The 22725-nt window shown below is 72.2% G+C and carries 18 protein-coding genes, 1 tRNA gene and 1 pseudogene; 16 read left to right on the top strand and 4 right to left on the bottom strand.

The features are described 5' to 3' along the window. Positions 1-130: 130 nt before the first annotated feature. The 12 genes and pseudogenes from ACTFAP_RS07835 to ACTFAP_RS07780 form a co-directional block, all read left to right on the top strand. Positions 131-286: a hypothetical protein gene (locus ACTFAP_RS07835; RefSeq protein WP_168222754.1), complete on the top strand. Its 156-nt coding sequence runs from the start codon at positions 131-133 to the stop codon at positions 284-286. Positions 287-319: 33 nt separating this feature from the next. Further along, positions 320-955, top strand: coding sequence for a nicotinate-nucleotide adenylyltransferase (gene nadD, locus ACTFAP_RS07830; protein WP_078635049.1), 636 nt, complete (start codon positions 320-322; stop codon positions 953-955). Between the two features lie 30 nt (positions 956-985). After that, complete coding sequence (locus tag ACTFAP_RS07825; protein WP_500468585.1) at positions 986-2776, top strand: LytR C-terminal domain-containing protein; 1791 nt, start codon at positions 986-988, stop codon at positions 2774-2776. Between the two features lie 146 nt (positions 2777-2922). Next, positions 2923-3372 (top strand): ribosome silencing factor, encoded by a 450-nt coding sequence (rsfS, locus tag ACTFAP_RS07820; protein ID WP_386536207.1) that lies wholly within the window; start codon positions 2923-2925, stop codon positions 3370-3372. After that, complete coding sequence (locus ACTFAP_RS07815) at positions 3369-4019, top strand: histidine phosphatase family protein (protein WP_200368729.1); 651 nt, start codon at positions 3369-3371, stop codon at positions 4017-4019. The genes rsfS and ACTFAP_RS07815 overlap by 4 nt, the downstream gene beginning before the upstream one ends. Before the next feature lie 281 nt (positions 4020-4300). Continuing rightward, complete coding sequence (locus ACTFAP_RS07810) at positions 4301-4534, top strand: hypothetical protein (RefSeq protein WP_495683990.1); 234 nt, start codon at positions 4301-4303, stop codon at positions 4532-4534. 130 nt (positions 4535-4664) lie between these two features. Further along, positions 4665-4737: transfer RNA gene (locus ACTFAP_RS07805), tRNA-Ala, on the top strand. Positions 4738-4962: 225 nt separating this feature from the next. Next, positions 4963-7824 carry a leucine--tRNA ligase gene (gene leuS, locus ACTFAP_RS07800; RefSeq protein ID WP_500468584.1) on the top strand — a complete coding sequence of 954 codons (2862 nt, stop codon included), beginning with the start codon at positions 4963-4965 and terminating at the stop codon, positions 7822-7824. Positions 7825-7957: 133 nt separating this feature from the next. Next, positions 7958-8581, top strand: coding sequence for a hypothetical protein (locus tag ACTFAP_RS07795; protein ID WP_390116336.1), 624 nt, complete (start codon positions 7958-7960; stop codon positions 8579-8581). A gap of 23 nt (positions 8582-8604) precedes the next feature. After that, on the top strand, positions 8605-9450 hold the full coding sequence (locus ACTFAP_RS07790; protein WP_495683988.1) for a DegV family protein: 846 nt from the start codon (positions 8605-8607) through the stop codon (positions 9448-9450). Between the two features lie 139 nt (positions 9451-9589). Then, positions 9590-10549, top strand: coding sequence for a ComEA family DNA-binding protein (locus ACTFAP_RS07785; protein WP_500468583.1), 960 nt, complete (start codon positions 9590-9592; stop codon positions 10547-10549). Positions 10550-10877: 328 nt separating this feature from the next. After that, positions 10878-13013: pseudogene (locus tag ACTFAP_RS07780) on the top strand (ComEC/Rec2 family competence protein); the annotation flags it as partial. A gap of 860 nt (positions 13014-13873) precedes the next feature. Here ACTFAP_RS07780 and ACTFAP_RS07775 read toward each other — a convergent pair. Continuing rightward, complete coding sequence (locus ACTFAP_RS07775) at positions 13874-14347, bottom strand: pyridoxamine 5'-phosphate oxidase family protein (protein WP_495683985.1); 474 nt, start codon at positions 14345-14347, stop codon at positions 13874-13876. Between the two features lie 393 nt (positions 14348-14740). On the opposite strand from ACTFAP_RS07775, the gene ACTFAP_RS07770 reads away from it, so the two are divergent. Then, positions 14741-15784, top strand: coding sequence for a zinc-binding dehydrogenase (locus ACTFAP_RS07770; protein ID WP_495683984.1), 1044 nt, complete (start codon positions 14741-14743; stop codon positions 15782-15784). Between the two features lie 125 nt (positions 15785-15909). Here ACTFAP_RS07770 and ACTFAP_RS07765 read toward each other — a convergent pair whose 3' ends face one another. Beyond that, positions 15910-16158, bottom strand: a complete 249-nt coding sequence (locus ACTFAP_RS07765; protein ID WP_400009688.1) for a hypothetical protein — start codon at positions 16156-16158, stop codon at positions 15910-15912. 53 nt (positions 16159-16211) lie between these two features. Here ACTFAP_RS07765 and holA point away from each other — a divergent pair, with 53 nt between their 5' ends. Beyond that, positions 16212-17201: a DNA polymerase III subunit delta gene (gene holA, locus ACTFAP_RS07760; protein WP_386536187.1), complete on the top strand. Its 990-nt coding sequence runs from the start codon at positions 16212-16214 to the stop codon at positions 17199-17201. Between the two features lie 131 nt (positions 17202-17332). Here holA and ACTFAP_RS07755 read toward each other — a convergent pair whose 3' ends face one another. Further along, positions 17333-18076 carry a hypothetical protein gene (locus tag ACTFAP_RS07755; protein ID WP_500468582.1) on the bottom strand — a complete coding sequence of 248 codons (744 nt, stop codon included), beginning with the start codon at positions 18074-18076 and terminating at the stop codon, positions 17333-17335. 233 nt (positions 18077-18309) lie between these two features. Continuing rightward, on the bottom strand, positions 18310-18576 hold the full coding sequence (rpsT, locus tag ACTFAP_RS07750) for a 30S ribosomal protein S20 (protein ID WP_495683981.1): 267 nt from the start codon (positions 18574-18576) through the stop codon (positions 18310-18312). Between the two features lie 253 nt (positions 18577-18829). Between rpsT and lepA the strand changes: the two genes are divergently transcribed. Both lepA and ACTFAP_RS07740 read left to right on the top strand, forming a co-directional pair. Then, positions 18830-20686, top strand: coding sequence for a translation elongation factor 4 (gene lepA / locus ACTFAP_RS07745; protein ID WP_500468581.1), 1857 nt, complete (start codon positions 18830-18832; stop codon positions 20684-20686). Positions 20687-20792: 106 nt separating this feature from the next. Further along, positions 20793-22706 (top strand): AMP-binding protein, encoded by a 1914-nt coding sequence (locus tag ACTFAP_RS07740; protein WP_495683979.1) that lies wholly within the window; start codon positions 20793-20795, stop codon positions 22704-22706. The last annotated feature ends 19 nt before the right edge of the window (positions 22707-22725 follow it).

The raw sequence follows: 22725 nt of genomic DNA, 5'->3' as shown, positions 1-22725 counted from the left end.
GTTCGTCGGCTCCGGACGTGGCTCTGTCCACCGCATCGCATCGGGAGCGGTGGGGGCAAGAGGCCGCGACGGACGCGTCCGCTTACGATGAGCCTACGTCCCAGCCGTCTCGTTCCGGATAGGTCCGTTCATGAACCTGCCCAGCAGCACCGCCGAAGCCCTCACTACGCTCGCGAGCGAAGGCGGCCCGCACGACAGCCTCAACGCGTACTTCATCGGTGGTGGCGCGCTCGCGGCGCTGCTGCTGCTCCTGTGGATCACCACCCGTCTCAACCGCGACCGCTGAGCCTCACGGCCCCGAAGCAGTTAAGGTCCGCTCATGGCAGACGGGATAACCCCCGGGAGGCGGCGGCTCGGCGTGATGGGCGGGACGTTCGACCCGGTCCATCACGGCCACCTGGTCGCCGCCAGTGAGGTGGCGGCCCGGTTCCACCTCGATGAGGTCATCTTCGTGCCGACCGGGCAGCCGTGGCAGAAGGAGCACCGGCAGGTCTCGGCCGCCGAGGACCGGTATCTGATGACGGTCATCGCGACCGCGTCCAATCCGCAGTTCTCGGTCAGCCGCATCGACATCGACCGCGGCGGCAAGACGTACACCATCGACACGCTGCGCGACCTGCGGGCACAGCACCAGGACGCGGATCTCTTCTTCATCACCGGCGCGGACGCGCTCGCCCAGATCCTGACCTGGCGGGATGCCCCCGAGCTGTTCTCGCTCGCCCACTTCATCGGCGTCACCCGGCCGGGGCACACCCTCACCGATCCGGGGCTGCCGAACGGCGGGGTCTCCCTGGTGGAGGTGCCCGCCCTGGCGATCTCCTCCACCGACTGCCGCGAGCGGGTCGCCCGCGGCGATCCGGTCTGGTATCTCGTGCCGGACGGGGTGGTGCGCTACATCAACAAGCGCGCCCTCTACCGGGACGGGGACTCCGAGCTTCCGGAGCGGACAGGCTGAACCGGCTGAGGGACTGAAGGGGCGGCACGGGTGAACGACCGACAGGATCCGTACGGGCAGATCTACGGCTATGACGAGTACGGGCGCCCCCTGTACCAGCCGGCGCCCGGATCCCCGGGGCAGCAGCAGGAACCGCAGCAGGAGCAGTACTACCCGCAGCAGTACCAGCAGCCGCAGCAGGACCAGTCGGGTTACCCGCAGGCGGACTACCAGCAGTCCGGTTACCAGCAGCCGGGTTATCCCTCGTCGGACTACCAGCAGCCGGGCTACGGGTACGACCCGTACCCGCAGCAGTACCAGGGGTACGACGGCTATCAGCAGGACTCCTACGACTGGGGGAGCGGGCAGCAGCCGCGGGTCACCGACGCGCCCGGCTACCCGGCGTACGGGACCGGCGAGCAGCCGGCCGTCGACGCGGCGCCGGCGGGCGCGGTGCCCCAGCAGCGGCAGCCGGAGACCGGGGCGGGGGCCGGGGCCGATCCGGAGCCGGAGCCGCCTTCCGGTCCGGAGGGCGGGGCGGAACCGCGGGCCGGGGGTGATGACCGGGCCGGGGGCGATGACGCCGAGGTCAAGGAGTACGCCACCGAGCAGTTCGCCTTCATCGAGGAGGAGGACGCCGGCTCGGAAGACGTCATCGACTGGCTGAAGTTCAGCGAGAGCCGTACCGAGCGCCGCGAGGAGGCCAAGCGGCGCGGCAGGGGCCGGGTACGGCTGCTGGTGATCGTCCTGGTGCTGGCGCTGATCGGCTCGGTCGGGGCGCTGTGGGCGACCGACCGGCTGCCGTTCCTGTCGGGCCCCGGCGGGGACGACGGGGGGTCGGCGGTGGCCGAGAAGCGCGATGTGATCATCGTGCATCTGCGGGAGCTGGACGGGGAGACCGCGTCCACCGCGCTGCTGGTCGCCAATGAGACGACGGGCGGCGGGTACACCGTGCTGCTGCCCGGCGATCTGACCATCACCCCGGACGGCGGCACCACCACGCTGGGCCAGGCCGTGACCCAGGAGGCCGCCGGGTCGGTCCGGGAGGCGGCGGGCGATCTGCTCGGCGCCGACATCAAGGGGACCTGGCGGCTCGGCAGCCCGTATCTGGAGACGCTCGTCGACCTGCTGGGCGGGATCACCATCACCACCGACGCCGAGGTGCCGGGCAAGAAGGACGAGGAACCGCTGGTGCCGCTGGGCGAGAACGTGTCGCTGAGCGGCGAGGCCGCGGTCGCCTACGTGACCTACCGGGAGCCCGAGGAGCCGGAGAACGCGCGCCTGGAACGGTTCGGGCAGGTGCTGGCCGGGATGCTGGCCAAGATGCCGACGGGGGCCGAGGGCGCCACCAGGACCATCAACGCGGTCGGGCTGATCGCGGACCCCTCGCTGTCCGAGGAGGAGCTGGCGCTGAGCCTGGCCCAGCTCGGCGGCTACGCGCAGGACGACGCGTACGAGACCCTGCTGCTGCCGGTGGAGAGCGATGGCACGCTGAGCACCGAGACGGCCGAGGGCCTGGTGCTGGACGTGCTGGGCGGCACGGTCGTCAACGCCGACCCGGGCGCGGCGCTGCGGATCTCGGTCACCGACGCGACCGGCAGCGAGGCGGGCGGGGAAACCGCCCGGGTGGCCCTGATCAACGGCGGTTTCTCGGTCGTCGACAGCCGTACGGCGCCGGAGCCGGGCGAGACCTCGCGGATCACGTACCGGGCGCAGGAGCACCGGGAGACGGCGGTGGAGGCCGCCAGGACGCTGGGGCTGCCGGAGGACGTGGTGGAGGCGGGCGACGGCGCGCCGAACGCCGATGTGACGATCGTGCTGGGCGAGGACTACGGGGAGTAAGTGCGGTAGCGGTGGGTGACAGGCTCAGGGGTAAACCGGGCTGAGCCTGTCAGTGGGCCGTGAGACCCTTGGGGGGACATCGTCGGAGAAATCCGCTGACGCTGCCGAACCACCACTGCCGCCGTAACGATGGAGAAGCTTCGCCTGTGACCGCAACGGATCGCGCCACCGAGCTGATCGAGGCCGCCGCCCAGGCCGCGGCCGACAAGCTGGCGCACGACATCATCGCCTACGACGTCAGTGACGTCCTCGCCATCACCGACGCCTTCCTGCTCGCCTCCGCGCCCAACGACCGGCAGGTCAAGGCCATCGTCGAGGGCATCGAGGAGACGCTGAACAAGGAGCTGGGCGCCAAGCCGGTGCGCCGCGAGGGCGAGCGCGACGGCCGCTGGGTGCTGCTGGACTACGTCGACATCGTCGTACACGTGCAGCACGCCGAGGAGCGCGTCTTCTACGCGCTGGAGCGGCTGTGGAAGGACTGCCCGCAGCTGGAACTGCCCGAGGACGCCAAGGCGACCCGGGGCAAGGCAGCCGCGCACGCCGGCGAGGCGGGTACGGCGGACGAGGGTCCGGCGCCCGGCGGTGAGTTCAGCTGAGCGCCGCGCGGAGCCACGGACGGCGCATCGTCCTGTGGCGGCACGGACAGACCGCCTGGAACCTGGAGAACCGCTTCCAGGGCACCTTGGACATCGAGCTGACCGAGACCGGCGTGGCCCAGGCCAAGCGGGCCGCGCGGCTGCTGGCCGGACTGTCGCCGCACACGATCATCGGCTCCGACCTGCGGCGTACGGTGGCCACCGCCGCCGAGCTCGCGGCCGTCACCGGGCTGCCGGTCACCCATGACGAGGCGCTGCGCGAGACGTACGCCGGCGAGTGGCAGGGGCTGACGCACGAGGAGATCAAGGCCCGCTTCGGCGAGCAGTACGCGGCGTGGAAGCGCGGCGAGCCGGTGCGGCGCGGCGGCGGCGAACTGGAGACCGAGGTCGCCGACCGGGCGGCGCCGCTGGTGGAGCGCACGGCGGAGAAGCTGCCGCCGGGCGGGGTTCTGGTGGTCGTCAGCCACGGCGGGACGATCCGGACCACCATCGGCCGGCTGCTCGGCCTCGCGCCGGCCACCTGGGAGGCGCTGGGCGGGCTCGCCAACTGCTCCTGGTCGGTGCTGGGCGAGAGCGAGCGCGGCTGGCGGCTGCTGGAGCACAACGCGGGTTCGCTGCCGGAGCCGGTCATCGGCGACGACGTCTGAGACGGCGGAACGCGGCCGGGGGGACCCACGGGGGAGCGGGAGAGCCGGGGCGACCCGGCGGCGGGGTGTGGCACGGGCGTCGGCGGGTAGCCGACGCCCGTACGGCTTGGTGGGCACGTACGGCGCGGGCGGCGAGGGTGACGCCGATCTCGAAAGCGTCTCCCTTCGCTCACGACGTGTGACGCGGGACTTATTCGCCGGGGTCCCGCGTGGCACAATCGGAAGGCGTCGGGCGAGGGGTCCCCGGCTTGGCCTGTCCGGCGTTGACGGAGGCGTTTCCCTTGGGTGCCCACAGCAGGAAGTGCGACTGGTGCGGCTGCGGTACGCCCATCGTCCGTGATCTCCAGCCCGTGAACACGGGCTATCAGTACTGGTGCGTGGAGTGCGCGCGGGCGCTCATCATCAAGGGCGACCCGATCGAGGTGTACCGGGAGCTGGAGGGCGAGCCGATCTATGGCCGGCTGCTGGACGAGCACTGTGCGTTGAAGCGGTTCTACTCCTTCGCGAGTGCCTGATGAACCCCCGGACGGCGGGCCGCCGCAGCCGATTTGGCAAACCACCCGGGTGAGTGTGTAGAGTAAGGGCATCGCCGCAAGGGGCCGGAAGGGAAACCGGAAGGAAGCCCGGCGGGGAACAACAGAACAAGGGGCTATAGCTCAGTTGGTAGAGCGCTTGCATGGCATGCAAGAGGTCAGGAGTTCAATTCTCCTTAGCTCCACAATCACCAAGCGGGTCATCCAGTTGATGGATGACCCGCTTTCGGTTTGTCCCCGTGCGGTATTCTGAGGCCATGCGTGCCGTACGCCTTCTGCTTAGCCGGCCGCGCTGAGTCACCGCCGGTGCCCGCCGCTGAGCCGGGCCCGGAATCGGCGCGGCGACCCCCTCCTGTGCGAGGGGTTTTTTCATGGCGCGGCAGAGACGACCCGATGGAGCTTCGAGGACCATGAGCGAGACACAGAAGTACGACGCCGCCCTGGCAGCGGACATCGAGGCGCGCTGGCAGGACTGGTGGGAGCAGCACGGCACGTACCGCACGCCCAACCCTTCGGGCGACCTGGCGGATGACCCGGCGCAGGCGGCCAGGCCCAAGAAGTTCATCATGGACATGTTTCCGTACCCCTCGGGCGCGGGCCTGCACGTGGGGCATCCGCTGGGCTACATCGCCACCGACGTGTACGCGCGCTTCCTGCGGATGAGCGGCCACAACGTGCTGCACACGCTGGGGTACGACGCGTTCGGCCTGCCCGCCGAGCAGTACGCCGTGCAGACCGGCACCCACCCGCGGGTGTCCACCGAGACGAACATCGAGAAGTACGAGGCGCAGCTGCGGCGGCTGGGCCTGGGGTACGACAAGCGGCGCACCATCGCCACCATCGACCCGGAGTACTACCGCTGGACGCAGTGGATCTTCTTGCAGATCTTCAACTCCTGGTACGACACCGGCGCCGGCCGGGCCCGTCCCATCGCCGAGCTGGTCGCCGAGTTCGAGGCCGGCACCCGCGAGACCCCGGACGGGCAGCCGTGGAGCGAGCTGACGGCGGCGCAGCGGGCCGACGTGCTGACCGGGTACCGGCTGGCGTACGCCTCCGACGCGCCCGTCAACTGGTGCCCCGGGCTGGGCACGGTGCTGGCCAACGAGGAGGTGACCGCCGACGGTCGCTCCGAGCGTGGCAACTTCCCGGTCTTCAAGTCGAAGCTGCGCCAGTGGAACATGCGGATCACCGCCTACGCCGACCGGCTGGCGGACGACCTGGACACGGTGGACTGGCCCGAGGCCATCAAGCTGCAGCAGCGCAACTGGATCGGCCGCTCGGAGGGCGCGCGGGTCGACTTCCAGGCCGGCGAGCCGGGTGACGGAGGCACGGTCACGGTCTTCACGACGCGTCAGGACACCCTGTTCGGCGCCACCTACATGGTGCTGGCGCCCGAGCACCATCTGGTCGATGCGATCGTGCCGGCCGCGTGGCCGCAGGACACCCACGCGGTGTGGACGGGCGGGCACGCCACGCCGGGTGCGGCGGTGGCCGCGTACCGCAAGCAGGCGGCGGCCAAGTCGGACGTGGAGCGGCAGGCGGACGCCAAGGTCAAGACCGGGGTGTTCACCGGCGCTTACGCCACGAACCCGGTCAACGGCGAGCGCGTTCCCGTGTTCATCGCCGACTACGTGCTGATGGGCTACGGCACCGGCGCGATCATGGCCGTGCCGGCGCACGACAGCCGGGACTTCGCCTTCGCGCGCGCCTTCGAACTGCCGATGCGCTGCGTGGTGGAGCCCACGGACGGGCGGGGCACGGACCCGGCCGCGTGGGACGACGCGTTCAACGCCAAGGACGCGCGGCTGATCAACTCGGCCTCCGCCGAGGTGTCGCTGGACGGGCTGGGGGTCGAGGACGCCAAGGCGGCGATCACGGCCTGGCTGGCGGACCGCGGCCTGGGCGAGGGCACCGTCAACTACCGGCTGCGTGACTGGCTGTTCAGCCGGCAGCGGTACTGGGGCGAGCCGTTCCCCATCGTGTACGACGAGGACGGCATCGCGCACGCGCTGCCCGCCTCCCAGCTGCCGCTGGAACTGCCGGAGGTCGACGACTACACGCCGCGCACCTTCGACCCGCAGGACGCCGACACCCAGCCCGAGACGCCGCTGTCCCGCAACGAGGAGTGGGTGCACGTCACCCTGGATCTGGGGGACGGGCGCGGCCCCCAGCGCTACCGGCGCGAGACCAACACCATGCCCAACTGGGCCGGCTCCTGCTGGTACCACCTGCGCTACCTGGACCCGCACAACAGCGAGCGGCTGGTGGACCCGGAGATCGAGCGCTACTGGATGGGCCCGCGCGAGGGCATGCCCACCGGGGGCGTCGACCTGTACGTGGGCGGCGCCGAGCACGCGGTGCTGCACCTGCTGTACGCGCGGTTCTGGCACAAGGTGCTGTTCGACCTGGGGCACGTGTCCTCGGCCGAGCCGTACCACAAGCTGTTCAACCAGGGCATGATCCAGGCGTACGTCTACCGTGACGCGCGCGGCTTCCCGGTGCCCGCCGCCGAGGTGGAGGAGCGCGAGGGCGGCACGTACTGGTGGGGCGGCGAGCAGGTCACCCGCGAGCTGGGCAAGATCGGCAAGTCGCTGAAGAACGCGATCTCGCCCGACGACATCGCCGCGCAGTACGGCGCGGACACGCTGCGCCTGTACGAGATGGCGATGGGTCCGCTGGACGTCTCGCGGCCGTGGGAGACGCGGGCGGTCGTCGGGCAGTACCGGCTGCTGCAGCGGCTGTGGCGCAACGTGCTGGACGAGACCACCGGCGCCGTGACGGTGACCGAGGACGCGCCGGACGAGGAGATGCTGCGGGCCGTGCACCGGGCGATCGACGGGGTGACCCGCGATCTGCAGGGGCTGCGCTTCAACACCGCCATCGCCAAGATCACCGAGCTGAACAACTACGTGACCAAGCGGGGCGGGGCCGTTCCGCGCCAGGTCGCGGAGACGCTGGTGCTGCTGACGGCGCCGCTGGCCCCGCACATCGCCGAGGAGCTGTGGCACCGGCTGGGGCACGAGGGCGGCAGCGTCGCGCACGCGGACTTCCCGGTCGCAGATCCGGCGTACGTGGTTGAGGAGACGGTCACGTGCGTGGTGCAGGTGAAGGGGAAGGTGAAGGCGCGGCTGGAGGTGCCGCCGGGGATCGGCGACGCCGAGCTGGAGGCGCTGGCGCTGGGCGATCCCGGTGTCGTCGCGGCGCTGGGCGGGGCCGGGGTGCGCAAGGTGATCGTGCGGGCGCCGAAGCTGGTGAACATCGTCCCCGCGTGAGGGGCTGAGCGGCTGAGGGGTGGTGCGGGGCCGGATCCGGGTTTCTTCCGGGTCCGGCCCCGTCCCCATTCGGGGGCGGTCCGCCTAGGCTGGTGGCCAGGACTGTGTGTGGCACGGATGTGTGGAGGGCGGGATGGAGATCGCTGTCGCGGTGATGGTGCTGACCTTCCTGGTGTTCGTGGCGCTGGCGGTCCGCACGGTGCGGTCGGTGAAACGGCGGGCCGAGCGGGCGGGGCGGGAGCTGCGTCAGAAGGTGAACCGCACGGTCTCCGAGGCCACCCTGGCGGCGCGCGCGGTGCAGCCCGGGGTGATCGGGGAGGCCGCGCGGACCCGCAGGGAACTGCGCTCGGCGCTGGACGGCACGCGGGGCGTGCTGCGCGCGGGGGCGGCGGACGATCCGGCGCTGCGCGAATCGCTGGCGCTGCTTGACCAGCTGTACGCGCACGGGCGGCAGCTGGACGGGGAGCTGGAGACGCTGGTGGCGGGCGACCCGGACCGGGGGTGGGTGGCCTCCCGGCTGCCCGCGCTGCGGGAGCGGGCCCAGCGCATCGTACGGTCGGCCGACTCGCTGCGGCAGGCGGCCCTGGAACGGGCGCACCGGCACGACGCGGACGCGCTGAACGCGCTGCACGAACAGATCGCGGTGGAGGCCAGCGCGCTGCGCCACTGGGCGCCCGCCGCGCAGCCGGAGCCCGGCATCGAAGGCGGAGTCGAGGGCGGTCTCGAGGGCGGCAAGGGGCCGCAGGAGCGCCGGTAGGGACGTCCGCTAATCTCCGGACCATGCCCCGATCTGTCGCCATCGTCACCGATTCCACCGCCTATCTGCCGCCGGCGGAGCTGGCACGGCACGCGATCACCTCCGTCCCGCTGACGGTGGTGCTGGGCGGCGAGGCCGTGCCGGACGGCACGCCGGACGCGGCGCGGCGGCTGGAGCGGGCGCTGCGGGAGCGGCTGCCGGTGACCACCTCCCGGCCCAGCCCCGAGACGTTCGCGGCGGCGTACCGGCGGGCGGCCGAGGAGGGCGCGGAGGCGGTGGTGTCGCTGCACCTGTCGGCGGAGATCTCCGGGACGTACGACGCGGCGGTGCTGGCGGGGCGGGACGCGCCGCTGCCGGTGCGGGTGGTGGACAGCGGCATGGTCACCATGGCGCTGGGGTTCAGCGTGCTGGCCGCCGCGGAGACGGTGGAGTCGGGCGGCTCGGCGGACGAGGCGGTGGCGGCCGCGGTCAAGCGGGCCCAGTCAACGCGGGCGTACTTCTACGTGGACACCCTGGAACATCTGCGCAGGGGCGGGCGGATCGGTGCGGCGCAGGCGCTGCTGGGGTCCGCGCTGGCGGTGAAGCCGCTGCTGGAGCTGGTGGAGGGGCGGATCGAGCCGCTGGAGAAGGTCCGCACGGCCGGGAAGGCGATCGCGCGGCTGGAGGAACTGGCCGCCGGTCACGCGGGACTTGGCCCGGTGGAGGTCGCGGTGCACCATCTGGCGGCGGAGGAACGGGCGGTGGCCCTCGCCGAGCGGCTGCGGGAGCGGATTCCGGGTCTTGAGGACGTGCGGGTGAGTGAGGTGGGCGCGGTGATCGGTGCGCACACCGGGCCGGGGCTGCTGGGGGCCGTGATCGCCCCGAAGTAGGCGGGAAGCGGGCCGGTGGGCGGCCGTGAGGGGGCGGTGGTCACCCACATGAGTGACGGAGTTATCCACAGGTGCCGGGTTGTCCACAGAATCCGGCGCTGTTCCCCGCTGCTGGGGGAATGTCCGTACGGTCCTGCCCATGGAGATCGACAGCGGGAAGACGAGCAGCTCCGGGGCCGGTAGGGCGAGCCGGGGCGGCAAGAGTGCGGCCACCATCCGGCGGCCGGGGGCGGGCCGGCCGCCGAACGCCGGCGCCCCGGGCGCCCGGCGGCGGGCCGGAGAGCTGTTCCCCCAAGAGGTGAGCCGGGCCATCGGGACGGCGGGGCCTCCGCTGCCGGATGCCGGGGCGGCGGGCGCGCGGGTGCTGTCGAGGGCACCGGCCGTCCCCGATCCGCCGCCGCCACGGGAGGCGGTGGGCGGGGCACCGCTGTCGTGGCGGGTGCGGTTACGGCTCGCCCTGCTGGACCGCTGCGCCGTGGAACCACGGACGCTGGCGGCACTGGCCGTGGTGCTGGTGGTGGCGGCCGGATTCGCCGCGCACCACTACTGGAGCGGCCGGCCGCGTACCGTCACGGCGAGCACGGAGCTGGTCGCCCTGCCCTCGCCTGCCGCGTCCGAGGACGGGGTGGGGGAGAGGGCCGGGGCGGGGGAGGCGGCCGACGAGGAGAGCGGGCCGGCCACGCTCGTCGTCGATGTGGCGGGTGAGGTACGCAGCCCCGGGCTCCAGACCCTGGCCGCCGACGCGCGGGTGGCGGACGCGGTCGAGGCGGCCGGCGGGGTGCTGCCCGGCACGGACACGGACGGCCTCAACCGGGCCAGGGCACTGAGCGACGGCGAACAGATCCTGGTCGGCGTCAGGCCCGAGCCGCTCGCCGCCGACGGAGTGGCGGCGGGGGCCGGGGTGGGCGGGCCGGTCAGTCTCAACACCGCCACCTCGGAGCAGTTGCAGACGCTGCCGGGCGTCGGCCCGGTCCTCGCCGGCAACATCATCGGCTACCGCGAACAGCACGGCGGCTTCAGCTCCGTCGACCAACTGCTCGACGTCTCCGGCATCGGCGAACGCCGGCTGAGCGATCTGGAATCCCGTGTCACGCTCTGAGCCGCCCGCCCCGCGAACGGCACCCGCAGCGGGGGAGGACGGCAGGGAGAGCCCGGGGGCGGGGGACGCAGGCGCGGTGGCCGCGACGGAGCAGGCCGGTTCCCGTGGCGGCTTCCTGCCCTCCGGAGCACTGGCCGCGGTCGGCGGGGACTTCGGGGGCCGCACGGCGGACCTGCGGTTGGTGGCCCCGGCCGTCGCCGCGTGGGCGGCCGCCGCGCTCGCCCTCGGCGGGCCGCTGCCGTGGGCGCTGGGCGGGGCGGCGGGCGCGGTCGGGCTGGCCCTGGCGGTGCTGCTGTGCTCCCGCTCGGGGGTGTGGGTGGCGGTGGCCATGGCGCTGGTCTCGGCCGCCGCCGGGGCGGTGGTGGCCGCGCTGCACGGCGCGGCGGTACGGGGCAGCCCGCTCGCGCAGTCGATCGGGGAACGGGCCACCGTCGAGGTGGAGATCAGCGGCGACCCGAAGGTGGCCGCGAACCGGCGGGGAGAGGTGATCGTGATGACGGGCGAGGCGGAAGGCAGCGGCCCCGTCGTGCTGGTGGCCGCCCCGGCGGCCGAACACCGGGCGGAGTGGGCCGCGTTGCTGCCCTCCACCCGCGTACTGGTCGAGGCCAGGACGGGTGAGCCGATGCCCGGCCGGGAGAGCGAGTTCGCGGCCGTGCTGAAAGTCCTGGGGGACGGGCCGCCCCTGCTCACGGCCTCGCCGAGCGGGCCCCAGCGGTTCGCCGGACTGCTGCGTCAGTCGCTGCGCGAGGCCACGGACGGTCTGCCGCCCGATGCCCGCGCCCTGGTGCCGGCGCTGGTCATCGGGGACGCCTCCCGGATCACCCCGGAACTGCGGGAAGCCGTCCAGGCGACCGACCTGACGCACATCATCGTCGTCAGCGGCGCCCATCTGGCGATCGTCCTGTTCGTCCTGATCGGGCCCGCGGGGACGGCCGGGCGTGCCGAGCGCGGCGGTCTGGCCGGGCGGCTGGGGATCGGGCTGCGGACCACCGCCGTGCTGGGCGGCGGACTCCTGGTGGGGTTCGTGCTCATCTGCCGGCCGGGCCCCAGCGTGCTGCGGGCCGCCGTCTGCGGCGGGATCGCGCTGCTCGCCGTCGCCACCGGCCGGCGCCGCTCACTGCTGCCCGCGCTGGCCGCCGCCGCCCTGCTGCTGATCCTCCATGACCCCACCCTGTCCCGTTCCTTCGGGTTTCTGCTGTCGGTGCTGGCCACCGGCGCGCTGCTCGTCCTCGCACCCCGGTGGAGCGCGGCCCTGCGGCGGCGCGGGGTGCCCGGGCGGCTGGCGGAGGGGCTGGCCGCGGCCGGGGCCGCGCAGGCGGTGTGCGCGCCGGTGGTGGTCGTGTTCACGGAGCGGACGAGTCTGGTGGCGGTGCCGGCGAACCTGCTGGCCGAACTCGCCTTCGCCCCCGCCCTGGTGGCGGGCTGGGCGGCCCTGGTGTGCGCGCCGGTGGCCATGCCCCTCGCCCAGGCGCTGGCCTGGCTGGCGGGCTGGCCCGCCGGGGCGATCGCCCTGATCGCCCGCACCGGGGCCGGGCTGCCGGGCGCCGAACTGGCCTGGCCCGGCGGCTGGGCCGGTGCGGCGCTGCTCGGGGTCCTCACCGTGGCGGTGGTGGCGCTGCTGCGCCGGGCCCTGCGCCGGCCGGTGCTGGGGGCGGGTTGCGCCCTGCTGTTGCTGGCGGCGGTGCTGCGGCCCGCCCCGGTGGACGGGCTGACCCGGGCACTGAGTGGCTGGCCGCCGGCGGGCTGGCGGCTGGTGGTGTGCGACGTGGGGCAGGGGGACGCGCTGGTGCTCGCGGCCGGGGCGGGCTCCGCGGTGGTGGTGGACGCGGGCCCCGACCCGGTGGCGGTGGACCGCTGTCTGCGGGAGCTGGGCGTGCGGCACATCCCGCTGCTCGTGCTCAGCCACTTCCACGCCGACCATGTCGCCGGGCTGCCCGGGGTGTTGCGGGGCCGCACGGTGGACGCGATCCACACCTCACCGGTACGGCGGGACGCCGACCAGGCGGAATTCGTGGCGCGTACCGCAGCCGAGGAGGGCGTTCCGGTGCTGCCGGTGGCCGTGGGCGCCGGAGCAGCGGTGGGTGAGGAGCTGAGCTGGGAGGTGCTGTGGCCGCCGGCGGACGCGGCGGAGCAGGGGTACGGGGCCAACGACGCGAGCGTGACGCTGCGGGTGCGGACCGGCGGGCTGACCGTCCTGCTGCCGGGCGACCTGGAGCCACCGGCCCAACGGCGGCTGCTCGCGGCGCATCCGGACCTCGGCGAGGTGGCGGTGCTCAAGGTCGCGCACCATGGTTCGGGCGAGCAGTACGGGCCGCTGCTGGAGCGGCTGCGGCCCCGGCTGGCACTGATCCCGGTCGGCGCGGACAACGCCTACGGCCACCCGGCCGCCCCCACCCTCGACGCTCTTGAGGCCGTCGGAGCGACGGTCCTGCGCACGGATCTGCACGGCGCACTGGCCGTTGTCGAGGGCCGGTCCGGGCCCGTGGGCATCATCCGGAGCGGTCGGTGTCCCTGGGGTGCCGGGGCGAGGCGTACACGAGGTGAACGGTGCGGCGGTCCTGGTCCACCAGGTAGCGGACCCGGCCGCCGGAGGTCACCTCGTACTCCCACTGGGGGAGTTCCCGGCCTCCGAGTACGCCGGTGGCCAGTCGGCCACGTAACTGATGCTGGCGATCCGGGTCGTGGTGCGAGGCCGGGCGGAGCCGGAGGCTCTCGTAGCAGCGCCGGGAGTTTCCCGGTGCCTCGGCGCACAGCTCGCCCCAGCCCTTCGCGGCCTCGTTGGTGGCGAACCTCAAGCGCCATTCGTCGCCGCGCTTGGGCGTCACGGGGCAGGCACCTCGCCGTGGTCCTCGTCGGGCAGGGGGCGGGTGAGCTGCGCGGCCAGCTCCGGGTCCGCCAGGATGCGCGCCGTGGCGCGCCACTCCACGATCACCCGGTGCAGGTTGACGTGCACGTCCAGTTCGGCGACATCACTGGTGGCGGCGATGAGTTCGGTGGCGAACTCGCGGCTCTCCGCCGCCGACAGATGGCGGGTCCAGGGGAAGACGGTGGGCAGCGCGCGCCGCACCGCCCGGCTGCCCTCTTCACTGGCCATCAGCGCGCTGATGAGCCGGGCGGTGATCTCGGCGGTTTCCTCGCGCTGCTGGTCGTGGCGTGCTGTGGTGAGAAACAAGTCTTCGCCGTCCCGTCGGGTGACGTGCAGGCGCTGGACCCGGTCCAGAGTCTCGGCGACATGCCGCGAATTCTTCGAGAGCTCGGAGAACGACACCGTGGGAGTGGCCATAACACCAGAGACTACTTCGGAACGTATTCCGAAGTCAAGGTTCAGGTCAGCCAGACGCCGTCCCGCATCAGAAGGCGAGTGGAGAGTTCGTTCTCCTCGCGCCAGGCGCGCAGGGCACGGGGGTGGAAGCGCAGGTGGCTCCAGGCGGAGTAGCCGCGGGGGTCCCAGTGGTGCTTGGCCGCGAAGGCGTCGTGCTCGGCCTCGGGGACCTTGTCGCTCGTGAGGAGTTCGGCGTCGGCCTCGATCAGGATCACGTCGCGGGTGGTGCCCAGCGAGATCACCGCTCGGCCGATCCGGCCGATGTTGACCGCCGTGGGGTTGGTGGTGCGGGTCGCCATCAGCAGGGTGCCGGCCGTCCACAGGAAGGACAGCGGGACCATGGTCGGGACCCCGTCCTGGCTCGCCGTGGCGACCCAGGCGTCCTCGTCCCCGGCCAGCCGGGCCAGGGCGTCCTGCTTGCGTCGGCTGATCGGCCGTGCCGGGGGTGGGTCTGCGCTCTCTGCCTGGTTCGTCATGATCGACAACGTAGCGGCGCACACGAACCGGTACATCGGGCAGCGGTCCTAGGACCGCTCCAGCCGGCCCCCGTGCTCCTCTGCCGGTGTGGCGAGCGCCGCCACGAGGTGCCGGGGGAGGCGTACACGAGCGTGGCCGCCAGGCCCGGAGGGCACCCGGCGGGACGGCGCCGTGGGAGCGGGGCGTGGCACGGGCCTCTTGCGTCGGAGTGAACGTGTCCGGCGAGCGCGCCGGAGCCGTGCCGGAGCGGCCGTTGTTCGCCCGGGTCGATGATCCCGCAGGTCAAACGGGTAGGGGCGTGACAGGGCTCTTTCCCCGGAGGTGTTGTACTGGGTCCGATGTGCCGGACTCATTCCCTGGTGCGGCACCTGGACCGAAGGAACACGAGTGTCATGAATGCTGAACAGCGCTATGTGAGGGTGTCGGGGCCGCGGCAGTTGGAGGAGTTGGCCGGGGACGAGCAGCGACCCGCGCCGGACGGGGTGGTCGTCGACATCACGTACAGCGGGATCTGTGGCACGGACGTCCACGGATACACCGACGGGCACATGCTGCCGCCCGCCGTTTTCGGGCACGAGTGGACGGGGACCGTCCGGGCGATCGGGGACGAGGTGTCCACCGTGCGGGTCGGCCAGCGCGTGATCGGCGGCGTCGGACCCGCCTGCGGGGCGTGTCGCCAGTGCCTGGCCGGCCACTACCGGCAGTGCGACACGGCGTTCGCCGAGGCCAACGGCGTGGACGAGGCCGCTCCCGCGCACGGCGCCTTCGCGACGCGCGTCCGGGTGTCGGAGCGTCGGGTGATCCCCGTGCCCGAAGGCATCTCGGATGTCGAAGCCGCACTGGTGGAGCCGGCGACCGTGACCTTCCACGCGGTGCGGCGCACCGCGTTGGAGCCCGGGTCCGTGGTCGTGGTGCAGGGCGCGGGGCCGATCGGCCTGCTCACCGCCCAGCACGCGCGCAACGCGGGCGCCGGCCAGGTCATCGTCTCGGAGCCCTCGCCGGCCCGCCGGAACGCGGCCGAGAAGCTGGGGTTCAGTGAGGTGGTGGCGCCCCAGGACCTGCCGGAGCTCCTCTCGGAGGCCACCGGTGGACTCGGAGCCGACGTGCTGTTCGAGTGCGCGGGTGTCGCGTCCCTGTTGCAGCCGTCCGCCGAGCTGGTCCGGCGCGGCGGAGTCCTCGCGCTGCTCGGCTTCCCCCTGACCGAGTCGACGGTCAGTTACGGGGACTGGCAGAGCAGGGAACTGACCGTCATCGGTTCGCTCGCCTACAACCACGAGGATTTCGTGGGAACGATGCGCGCCATCACCCAGAAGCGGATCGACGTCGCCGCCCTGCACACCGGCACCGTCGGCCTGTCACAGCTCGGCGCCATGCTGGAGGAGCTCGACTCGGGCAAGAGCGCTCATGCCAAGGTGCTGGTCGATCCGCGCGCCTGATTCCGCGCACTGGTACGGGGAGCACGGCGTTCTGTGCCGGGGGAGCGCCGCACGGCGGCGCATCGCCCTCGTCACGGGTCATCCGGTCGATGCGACGACGCTGCGAGGTGCCGTCCGGGCACCTCCTAGGACCGCTCCAGCCAGCCCTCGTGCGCCTCCGCCAGCGCGGCGAGTGCCGCCACGTCCAGGGTGGCCGGGGCCGGCTCCAGGACGACCAGCCACTGGGCGTCCTCCGCGTCGTCCTCGCCGGCCAGGGCCTCCCGCACCAGCCGGGGTTCGCTCGGCAGCGGGAAGCGTTCGGTCACTTCGCCCGCCACCTCCTCGGCCGCGTCGCGGTCGGGCAGTACCAGGATCAGGGTGGTCGCTTCGGTCACCGGCCCATTGTCGCCGCCCGTGCGTGTCAGTGGCGCGTGGGATGCTGGGGGCGATGGCCAGGAAGACGCAGAACACCGCCGACGACCCGCTCGCCGCCCTCACGCTCGCCGTGGGGCAGGAGGAGCTGCTGCTGGACCGCGCCGTGCGGGAGATCACCGCCGCCGCCAGGGCGGTGGACCCCGACACGGACGTGCGGGACCTGGCGCCCGGCGAGTTGCAGCCCGGCACGCTGGCCGAGCTGACCAGCCCTTCGCTGTTCTCCGAGCGCAAGGTGATCGTCGTCCGGGGGGCGCAGGATCTGGGCGCGGATTCGGTCAAGGAGCTGAAGTCCTATCTCGCCGACCCCGCCGAGGAGATCACCCTCGTGCTCCTGCACGCCGGCGGCGCCAAGGGCAAGGGGCTGCTGGACGCCGCGCGCAAGGCCGGGGCGCGGGAGGTGCTGTGCCCGAAGATGACCAAGCCCGCCGACCGGTTGACCTTCGTGCGCGGGGAGTTCCGGTCCGCCGGACGCAGCGCCACCCCCGGCGCCTGCCAGGCACTGGTGGACGCCATCGGCAGTGACCTGCGCGAACTGGCCTCTGCGGTCGCCCAGTTGACCGCCGATGTGGAGGGGGCCATCGACGAGGCGGTGGTGGCCCGCTACTACACCGGCCGGGCCGAGGCGTCCAGCTTCACCGTCGCCGACCGGGCGGTGGAGGGGCGGGCGGCCGACGCGCTGGAGGCGCTGCGCTGGGCGCTGTCCACCGGGGTGGCGCCGGTCCTGGTGACCAGCGCGCTGGCCCAGGGGGTGCGCGCGATCGGCAAGCTGGCCTCGGCCCCCGGCGGCATGCGGCCCGGCGATCTGGCCCGCGAACTGGGCATGCCGCCGTGGAAGATCGACCGGGTGCGGCAGCAGATGCGCGGTTGGTCGGCGGACGGGGTCGGGGTCGCGCTGCGCGCGGTCGCCGAGGCCGACGCCGCGGTCAAGGGCGGCGGCCAGGACCCCGGTTACGCCCTGGAGAAGGCCGTCGTCACCATCGCCAGGGCCGCCCGCACCCGCTGAGCGCCGGGTCCCGGTCCCGGGCCGCGGTCCGTTCCGCCCGGGCCCGTTCCCTGTCGGTCTCCGTGGAGCAGGCTGTTCCCCGGCCGGGGGCCGGGGGAGGCGCGGCCCCGCGAAGATCCACCGCAGCCGGCCTACTCCTTGAGCGCGGCCAGCGTGGTCTCGGTGGCGGAGCGCAGCATCTCGGTGACCCGGCGGGGGTCCACCAGCTCCGCGTACTCCGGGGTGTCCAGGAAGGCGTTCCAGGTCACGCTGGCCTGGAACCAGCCGTCCCGCACGGCCAGGATCACCCAGTCGAGTTCCTCCGCGTCATTGGTGCGGGTGACGAGGTACGCCTCCTGGCCGAGCCCCGACAGCTCCTCCACGGTGTACGCGAAGCCGTCGTCGCCGTACTGCTCGAAGAACCGGTAGGAGTCGGCGAACTCGGGCGCGGGGTCGCTGCCCCGGTGCCAGCTCGCGTCGTAGGTGACGTACGCGGAGTTGTAGTCGTCGTCGCCGATCGGGGCGAGGGTGAAGTCGCACGTCCCGATCGCGAGCGTGTCGCCGTTGAAGGAGCGTGCCAGCGGCTCGGAGTCCAGGTCGTAGTCGTCCTCGAAGGCCGAGATGTCCGCGGCCGCGCACAGGTCGTCGGTGAAGGCGTGGCCGGCCAGGTCGGGCTTGTCGTCGCCGCCGAGCGCGCCGGTGGCGAACAGCACACCGCCCCAGGCGGCCGAGGCGAGCAGCACGCCGCCGATCCCCCACAGCCAGCCGGGGACGCCACCGCCCCTGCCACCCGGCGCGGGAGCGGGCGGCGGCGGATACGGGGAGTACCCCGCGCCGTACGGATTCGGCTGCTGCGGCTGCATGTAGGGATTGGGCGAGCCCCCCGGTATGGACATGAGCGGTAACCTACCGCCTCCATGCCGAAGGCCCCAGACCGTCCCGGGGAAGGGGAGGATCCAGGGCCTTCGGAACGCTGCTGCTGTACGTGTGCCGTACAGGCCGTACGTCGGGCGCCGCGTCCGCGTGGCGAACGTTGGACAACGCGGCGCTCGGGACCGTCCGGGGCGGAGAGAGGGGCCGCCTTGCCCGGGAGCCGGTGGGACGTACGAGAAGCGGAGAGGTGAAGAGGTCAGCCCTTGAGCGCGTTGACCTGGGTGGCCAGCGCGGACTTCTTGTTGGCCGCGTTGTTCTTGTGCAGCACGCCCTTGCTGACGGCCTTGTCGAGCTTGCGGGAGGCGACCTTGTACGAGGCCTCCGCCTTCTCGACGTCACCGGCGGCCACGGCCTCACGGGCGGCGCGGACGGCGGTCTTCAGCTCGGACTTGACCGCCTTGTTGCGCAGCCGCGCCTTCTCGTTGGTCGTGATCCGCTTGATCTGGGACTTGATGTTCGCCACGAAGGAGCCTCTACAGATTCGCTACAGGTTTTGATGTGCTTTCCGTGTCCGCCGGGTCCGCCAGCAGACACAGTGGGCCAGCTTACCAGCGCCCCCGTACGGTCCCGTAGGCTTCCATGGGCTGCCTCCGGGCCGGCCGCAGGACAATGGCCCGGCCGCCCCGCGCCGCGGCGGTCACCGCGTGCGGCTCCCGCAGGGCGCCAAGAGCACCACGACATCACCGAGACATTGAAGAAAGTGCAGGTCAGAGTACGTGCATCTGCCCGGTAACACGGATTCGGCACTGATCCGCAACTTCTGCATCATCGCCCATATCGACCACGGCAAGTCGACGCTCGCCGACCGGATGCTACAGCTGACCGGGGTCGTCGAGCAGCGGCAGATGCGCGCCCAGTACCTCGACCGGATGGACATCGAGCGCGAGCGCGGCATCACGATCAAATCACAGGCCGTCCGGATGCCCTGGAATTCGGAGAACACCGGCGGCACCTCGCACGTGCTGAACATGATCGACACCCCGGGGCACGTGGACTTCACCTACGAGGTCTCCCGTTCCCTGGCCGCCTGTGAGGGCTGTGTCCTGCTGGTGGACGCCGCGCAGGGCATCGAGGCGCAGACTCTCGCCAACCTCTACCTGGCGATGGAGAACGACCTCACCATCATCCCGGTGCTCAACAAGATCGACCTGCCGGCCGCCCAGCCCGAGAAGTTCGCCGCCGAGCTGGCCCATCTCATCGGCTGCGATCCCTCCGACGTGCTGAAGGTCTCCGCCAAGACCGGCGAGGGCGTGACCGAACTGCTGGACGAGGTGGTGCGCCAGGTGCCCGCCCCCGTCGGGCAGCTCGACGCCCCGGCCCGCGCGATGATCTTCGACTCGGTGTACGACGCGTACCGGGGCGTCGTCACCTACGTCAAGGTCGTCGACGGCCGGCTCGGCAAGCGTGAGCGCATCGCCATGATGTCCACCGGCGCCACCCACGAACTGCTGGAGATCGGCACCAACTCGCCGGAGATGACCGCCTCCGACGGGCTCGCGGTCGGCGAGGTGGGCTACCTCATCACCGGCGTGAAGGACGTCCGCCAGTCGAAGGTCGGCGACACCGTCACCCAGCAGCGCGGCGGTGCCACCGAGGCGCTGGGCGGCTACAAGGACCCCAAGCCGATGGTGTTCTCCGGGCTGTATCCGCTGGACGGCTCCGACTACCCCGACCTGCGCGACGCCCTCGACAAGCTCCAGCTGAACGACGCCGCCCTGGTGTACGAGCCGGAGACCTCCGCCGCGCTGGGCTTCGGCTTCCGGGTCGGCTTCCTGGGGCTGCTGCACCTGGAGGTCATCCGTGAGCGCCTGGAGCGCGAGTTCGATCTCTCCCTGATCGCGACCGCCCCCAGCGTCGTCTACCAGGTGACCATGGAGGACGGCTCGCAGCACACGGTCACCAACCCCAGCGAGTACCCCACCGGCAAGGTCGCCGAGGTGCGCGAGCCGGTGGTGCGGGCCACCCTCATCGCCCCGAACGAGTTCGTCGGCGCGATCATGGAGCTGTGCCAGAGCCGGCGCGGCGCGATGCAGGGCATGGACTACCTCTCCGAGGACCGGGTCGAACTGCGCTACACCCTCCCGCTGGCCGAGATCGTCTTCGACTTCTTCGACGCGCTGAAGTCCAAGACCCGCGGCTACGCCTCGCTGGACTACGAGCCCACCGGGGAGCAGCCCTCCCAGCTGGTGAAGGTCGACATCCTGCTGCACGGTGACCCGGTCGACGCGTTCTCGGCGATCGTGCACAAGGACAAGGCGTACGCGTACGGCGTCAAGATGGCCTCCAAGCTGCGCGAGCTCATCCCGCGCCAGCAGTTCGAGGTGCCCATCCAGGCCGCCATCGGCTCGCGCGTGATCGCCCGCGAGACGGTGCGCGCGATCCGCAAGGACGTGCTCTCCAAGTGCTACGGCGGTGACATCTCGCGCAAGCGCAAGCTGCTGGAGAAGCAGAAGGAGGGCAAGAAGCGCATGAAGATGGTGGGCCGGGTGGAGGTCCCGCAGGACGCCTTCATCGCCGCGCTGTCCTCCGACTCCGACGGCGCGGGCGGCGCCGACGGGAAGAACAAGAAGTAGAGCGAGGTGTGGGCGTTACGGGCCTTACGCCCGGGAGGGTTGGCCCGTAATCTGATCGTCCCAAGTTACCCATGAGTTACTCATCAGTCACCCATGTGTCGCCCGCATGGGCGCGGGACCGGAGGAAGCCGTGAGCGAGCAGCAGCACCAGTCGATCGAGAACCGTCCACCGTCCCTGGCGCAGCTGTTCCTCGACCGTGTGGCCGCCACCCCGGACCGGGAGGCGTTCCGCTACCCCGTCCCGCCGGCCTCCGGCACCGGACCGGCCGACTGGGCCTCGTACACCTGGGCCCAGGCCGCCGACCGGGTCTTCGCCATCTCCGCCGGGCTGATGGACCTCGGGGTGCGCCCGCAGGAGCGCGTCGCCATCGCCTCCACCACCCGCGTGGACTGGATCCTGTCCGACCTGGGCGTGATGTGCGCCGGCGCGGCCACCACCACCATCTACACCCAGACCAACGCCGACGAGACCGCGTACATCCTCGCCGACTCCGGCAGCAAAATCCTGATCGCGGAGGACGCCGAGCAGCTGGCCAAGGCGCGCGAGCGCCGCGCCGAGCTGGGCGCCCTCGAACACGTCGTGGTGATCGAGGACGCCGACGCGGTGCCCGCCGAGGGCGACCCGGAGGGCTGGGTGCTCTCCCTGTCGGACCTCGCCGAGCGCGGCGCCGCCTACCTCGACAAGCACCCCGAGGCCGTCAAGGAGGCCGTGGCCGCGCTGCGCCCCGAGCAGCTGGCCACCCTCATCTACACCTCGGGCACCACCGGCAGACCCAAGGGCGTCCGGCTCAAGCAGGACACCTGGTCCTACATGGGCCACGCGATCGAGGCCATCAACCTGCTGCGCCCCGACGACGTGCAGTACCTGTGGCTGCCGCTGGCGCACATCTTCGGCAAGGTGCTGATCTCGGCCCATATCAAGGTCGGCCACGTCAGCGCGGTGGACGGCCGCGCCGACAAGATCGTCGAGAACCTTCCGGTGGTCCGGCCCACCTACATGGCCGCCGTGCCCCGCATCTTCGAGCGCGTCTACAACGGCGCGCAGGCCAAGGCGCGCGCGGGCGGCGCCGCCAAGCTGAAGATCTTCGAGTGGGCGGCGCGCACGGCCGTGGAGTACGCGAAGGTCTCGCAGGAGAACTACCGGCGCACCGGCTCCGCGTCCGTGCCCTTCGCCCTGTCGGCCCGGCACAAGGTGGCCGACACCCTCGTCTACGCGAAGCTGCGCACCGCCATGGGCGGCAACCTGCGCGGTACGGTCTCGGGCTCGGCCGCGCTGGCCCCCGACATCGGCTACTTCTTCTCCGGCGCCGGGATCCACATCCTGGAGGGCTACGGGCTGACCGAATCCGCCGCGGCGAGCTTCGTGAACCCCGAGGTCGGCTACCGCACCGGGACGGTCGGCAAGGCGCTGCCCGGCTGCGAGGTGCGTATCGCGGAGGAGGACGGCGAGATCCTGCTGCGCGGCCCGGGGATCATGGAGGGCTACCACGGGAAGCCGGAGCTGACGGCGGAGGTCCTGGAGGAGGACGGCTGGTTCCACACCGGGGACATCGGTGAGCTGTCCGACGACGGCTATCTGAAGATCACCGACCGCAAGAAGGACCTGTTCAAGACCTCGGTCGGCAAGTACGTGGCGCCCACCGAGATCGAGGGGCGCTTCAAGGCGGTCTGTCCCTACGTCTCCAACGTGCTCGTCATCGGCGCGGACCGGAAGTTCTGCTCCGCGCTGATCGGCCTGGACGAGGCGATGATCCTGGGCTGGGCCGCCGAGAACGGCATGGCCGGCAAGACATACGCCCAGGTCATGGCCGACCCGCGCACCCGTGAACTGATCGACGGGTACGTGGGGCAGCTGAACGAGGGCCTCCAGCGCTGGCAGACCATCCGGCAGTTCCGGCTGCTGCCCCGCGACCTCGATGTGGAGCACGGGGAGCTGACGCCGAGCCTGAAGATGAAGCGGCCGGTCGTCGAGGGCGAGTACAAGGAACTGATCGACGAGATGTACGCCCCGCGCACCTGAGACGGCGAGCGCACCGCCG

The sequence above is a fragment of the Streptomyces sp. PH9007 genome, assembly GCF_059813725.1.
Note: the sequence above shows the minus strand (reverse complement) of the source record. Positions and strands in the feature narration are given on the sequence as shown.

Bases quoted from the DNA above. Each gene is read 5' to 3' on its own strand.
- ACTFAP_RS07770 (WP_495683984.1), top strand. From the start codon at position 14,741: ATGAATGCTGAACAGCGCTATGTGAGGGTGTCGGGGCCGCGGCAGTTG.
- ACTFAP_RS07775 (WP_495683985.1), bottom strand. From the start codon at position 14,347: ATGACGAACCAGGCAGAGAGCGCAGACCCACCCCCGGCACGGCCGATC.
- ACTFAP_RS07795 (WP_390116336.1), top strand. From the start codon at position 7,958: ATGGAGATCGCTGTCGCGGTGATGGTGCTGACCTTCCTGGTGTTCGTG.
- holA (WP_386536187.1), top strand. From the start codon at position 16,212: ATGGCCAGGAAGACGCAGAACACCGCCGACGACCCGCTCGCCGCCCTC.
- ACTFAP_RS07785 (WP_500468583.1), top strand. From the start codon at position 9,590: ATGGAGATCGACAGCGGGAAGACGAGCAGCTCCGGGGCCGGTAGGGCG.
- ACTFAP_RS07835 (WP_168222754.1), top strand. From the start codon at position 131: ATGAACCTGCCCAGCAGCACCGCCGAAGCCCTCACTACGCTCGCGAGC.
- ACTFAP_RS07755 (WP_500468582.1), bottom strand. From the start codon at position 18,076: ATGTCCATACCGGGGGGCTCGCCCAATCCCTACATGCAGCCGCAGCAG.
- nadD (WP_078635049.1), top strand. From the start codon at position 320: ATGGCAGACGGGATAACCCCCGGGAGGCGGCGGCTCGGCGTGATGGGC.
- ACTFAP_RS07740 (WP_495683979.1), top strand. From the start codon at position 20,793: ATGGGCGCGGGACCGGAGGAAGCCGTGAGCGAGCAGCAGCACCAGTCG.
- leuS (WP_500468584.1), top strand. From the start codon at position 4,963: ATGAGCGAGACACAGAAGTACGACGCCGCCCTGGCAGCGGACATCGAG.
- ACTFAP_RS07790 (WP_495683988.1), top strand. From the start codon at position 8,605: ATGCCCCGATCTGTCGCCATCGTCACCGATTCCACCGCCTATCTGCCG.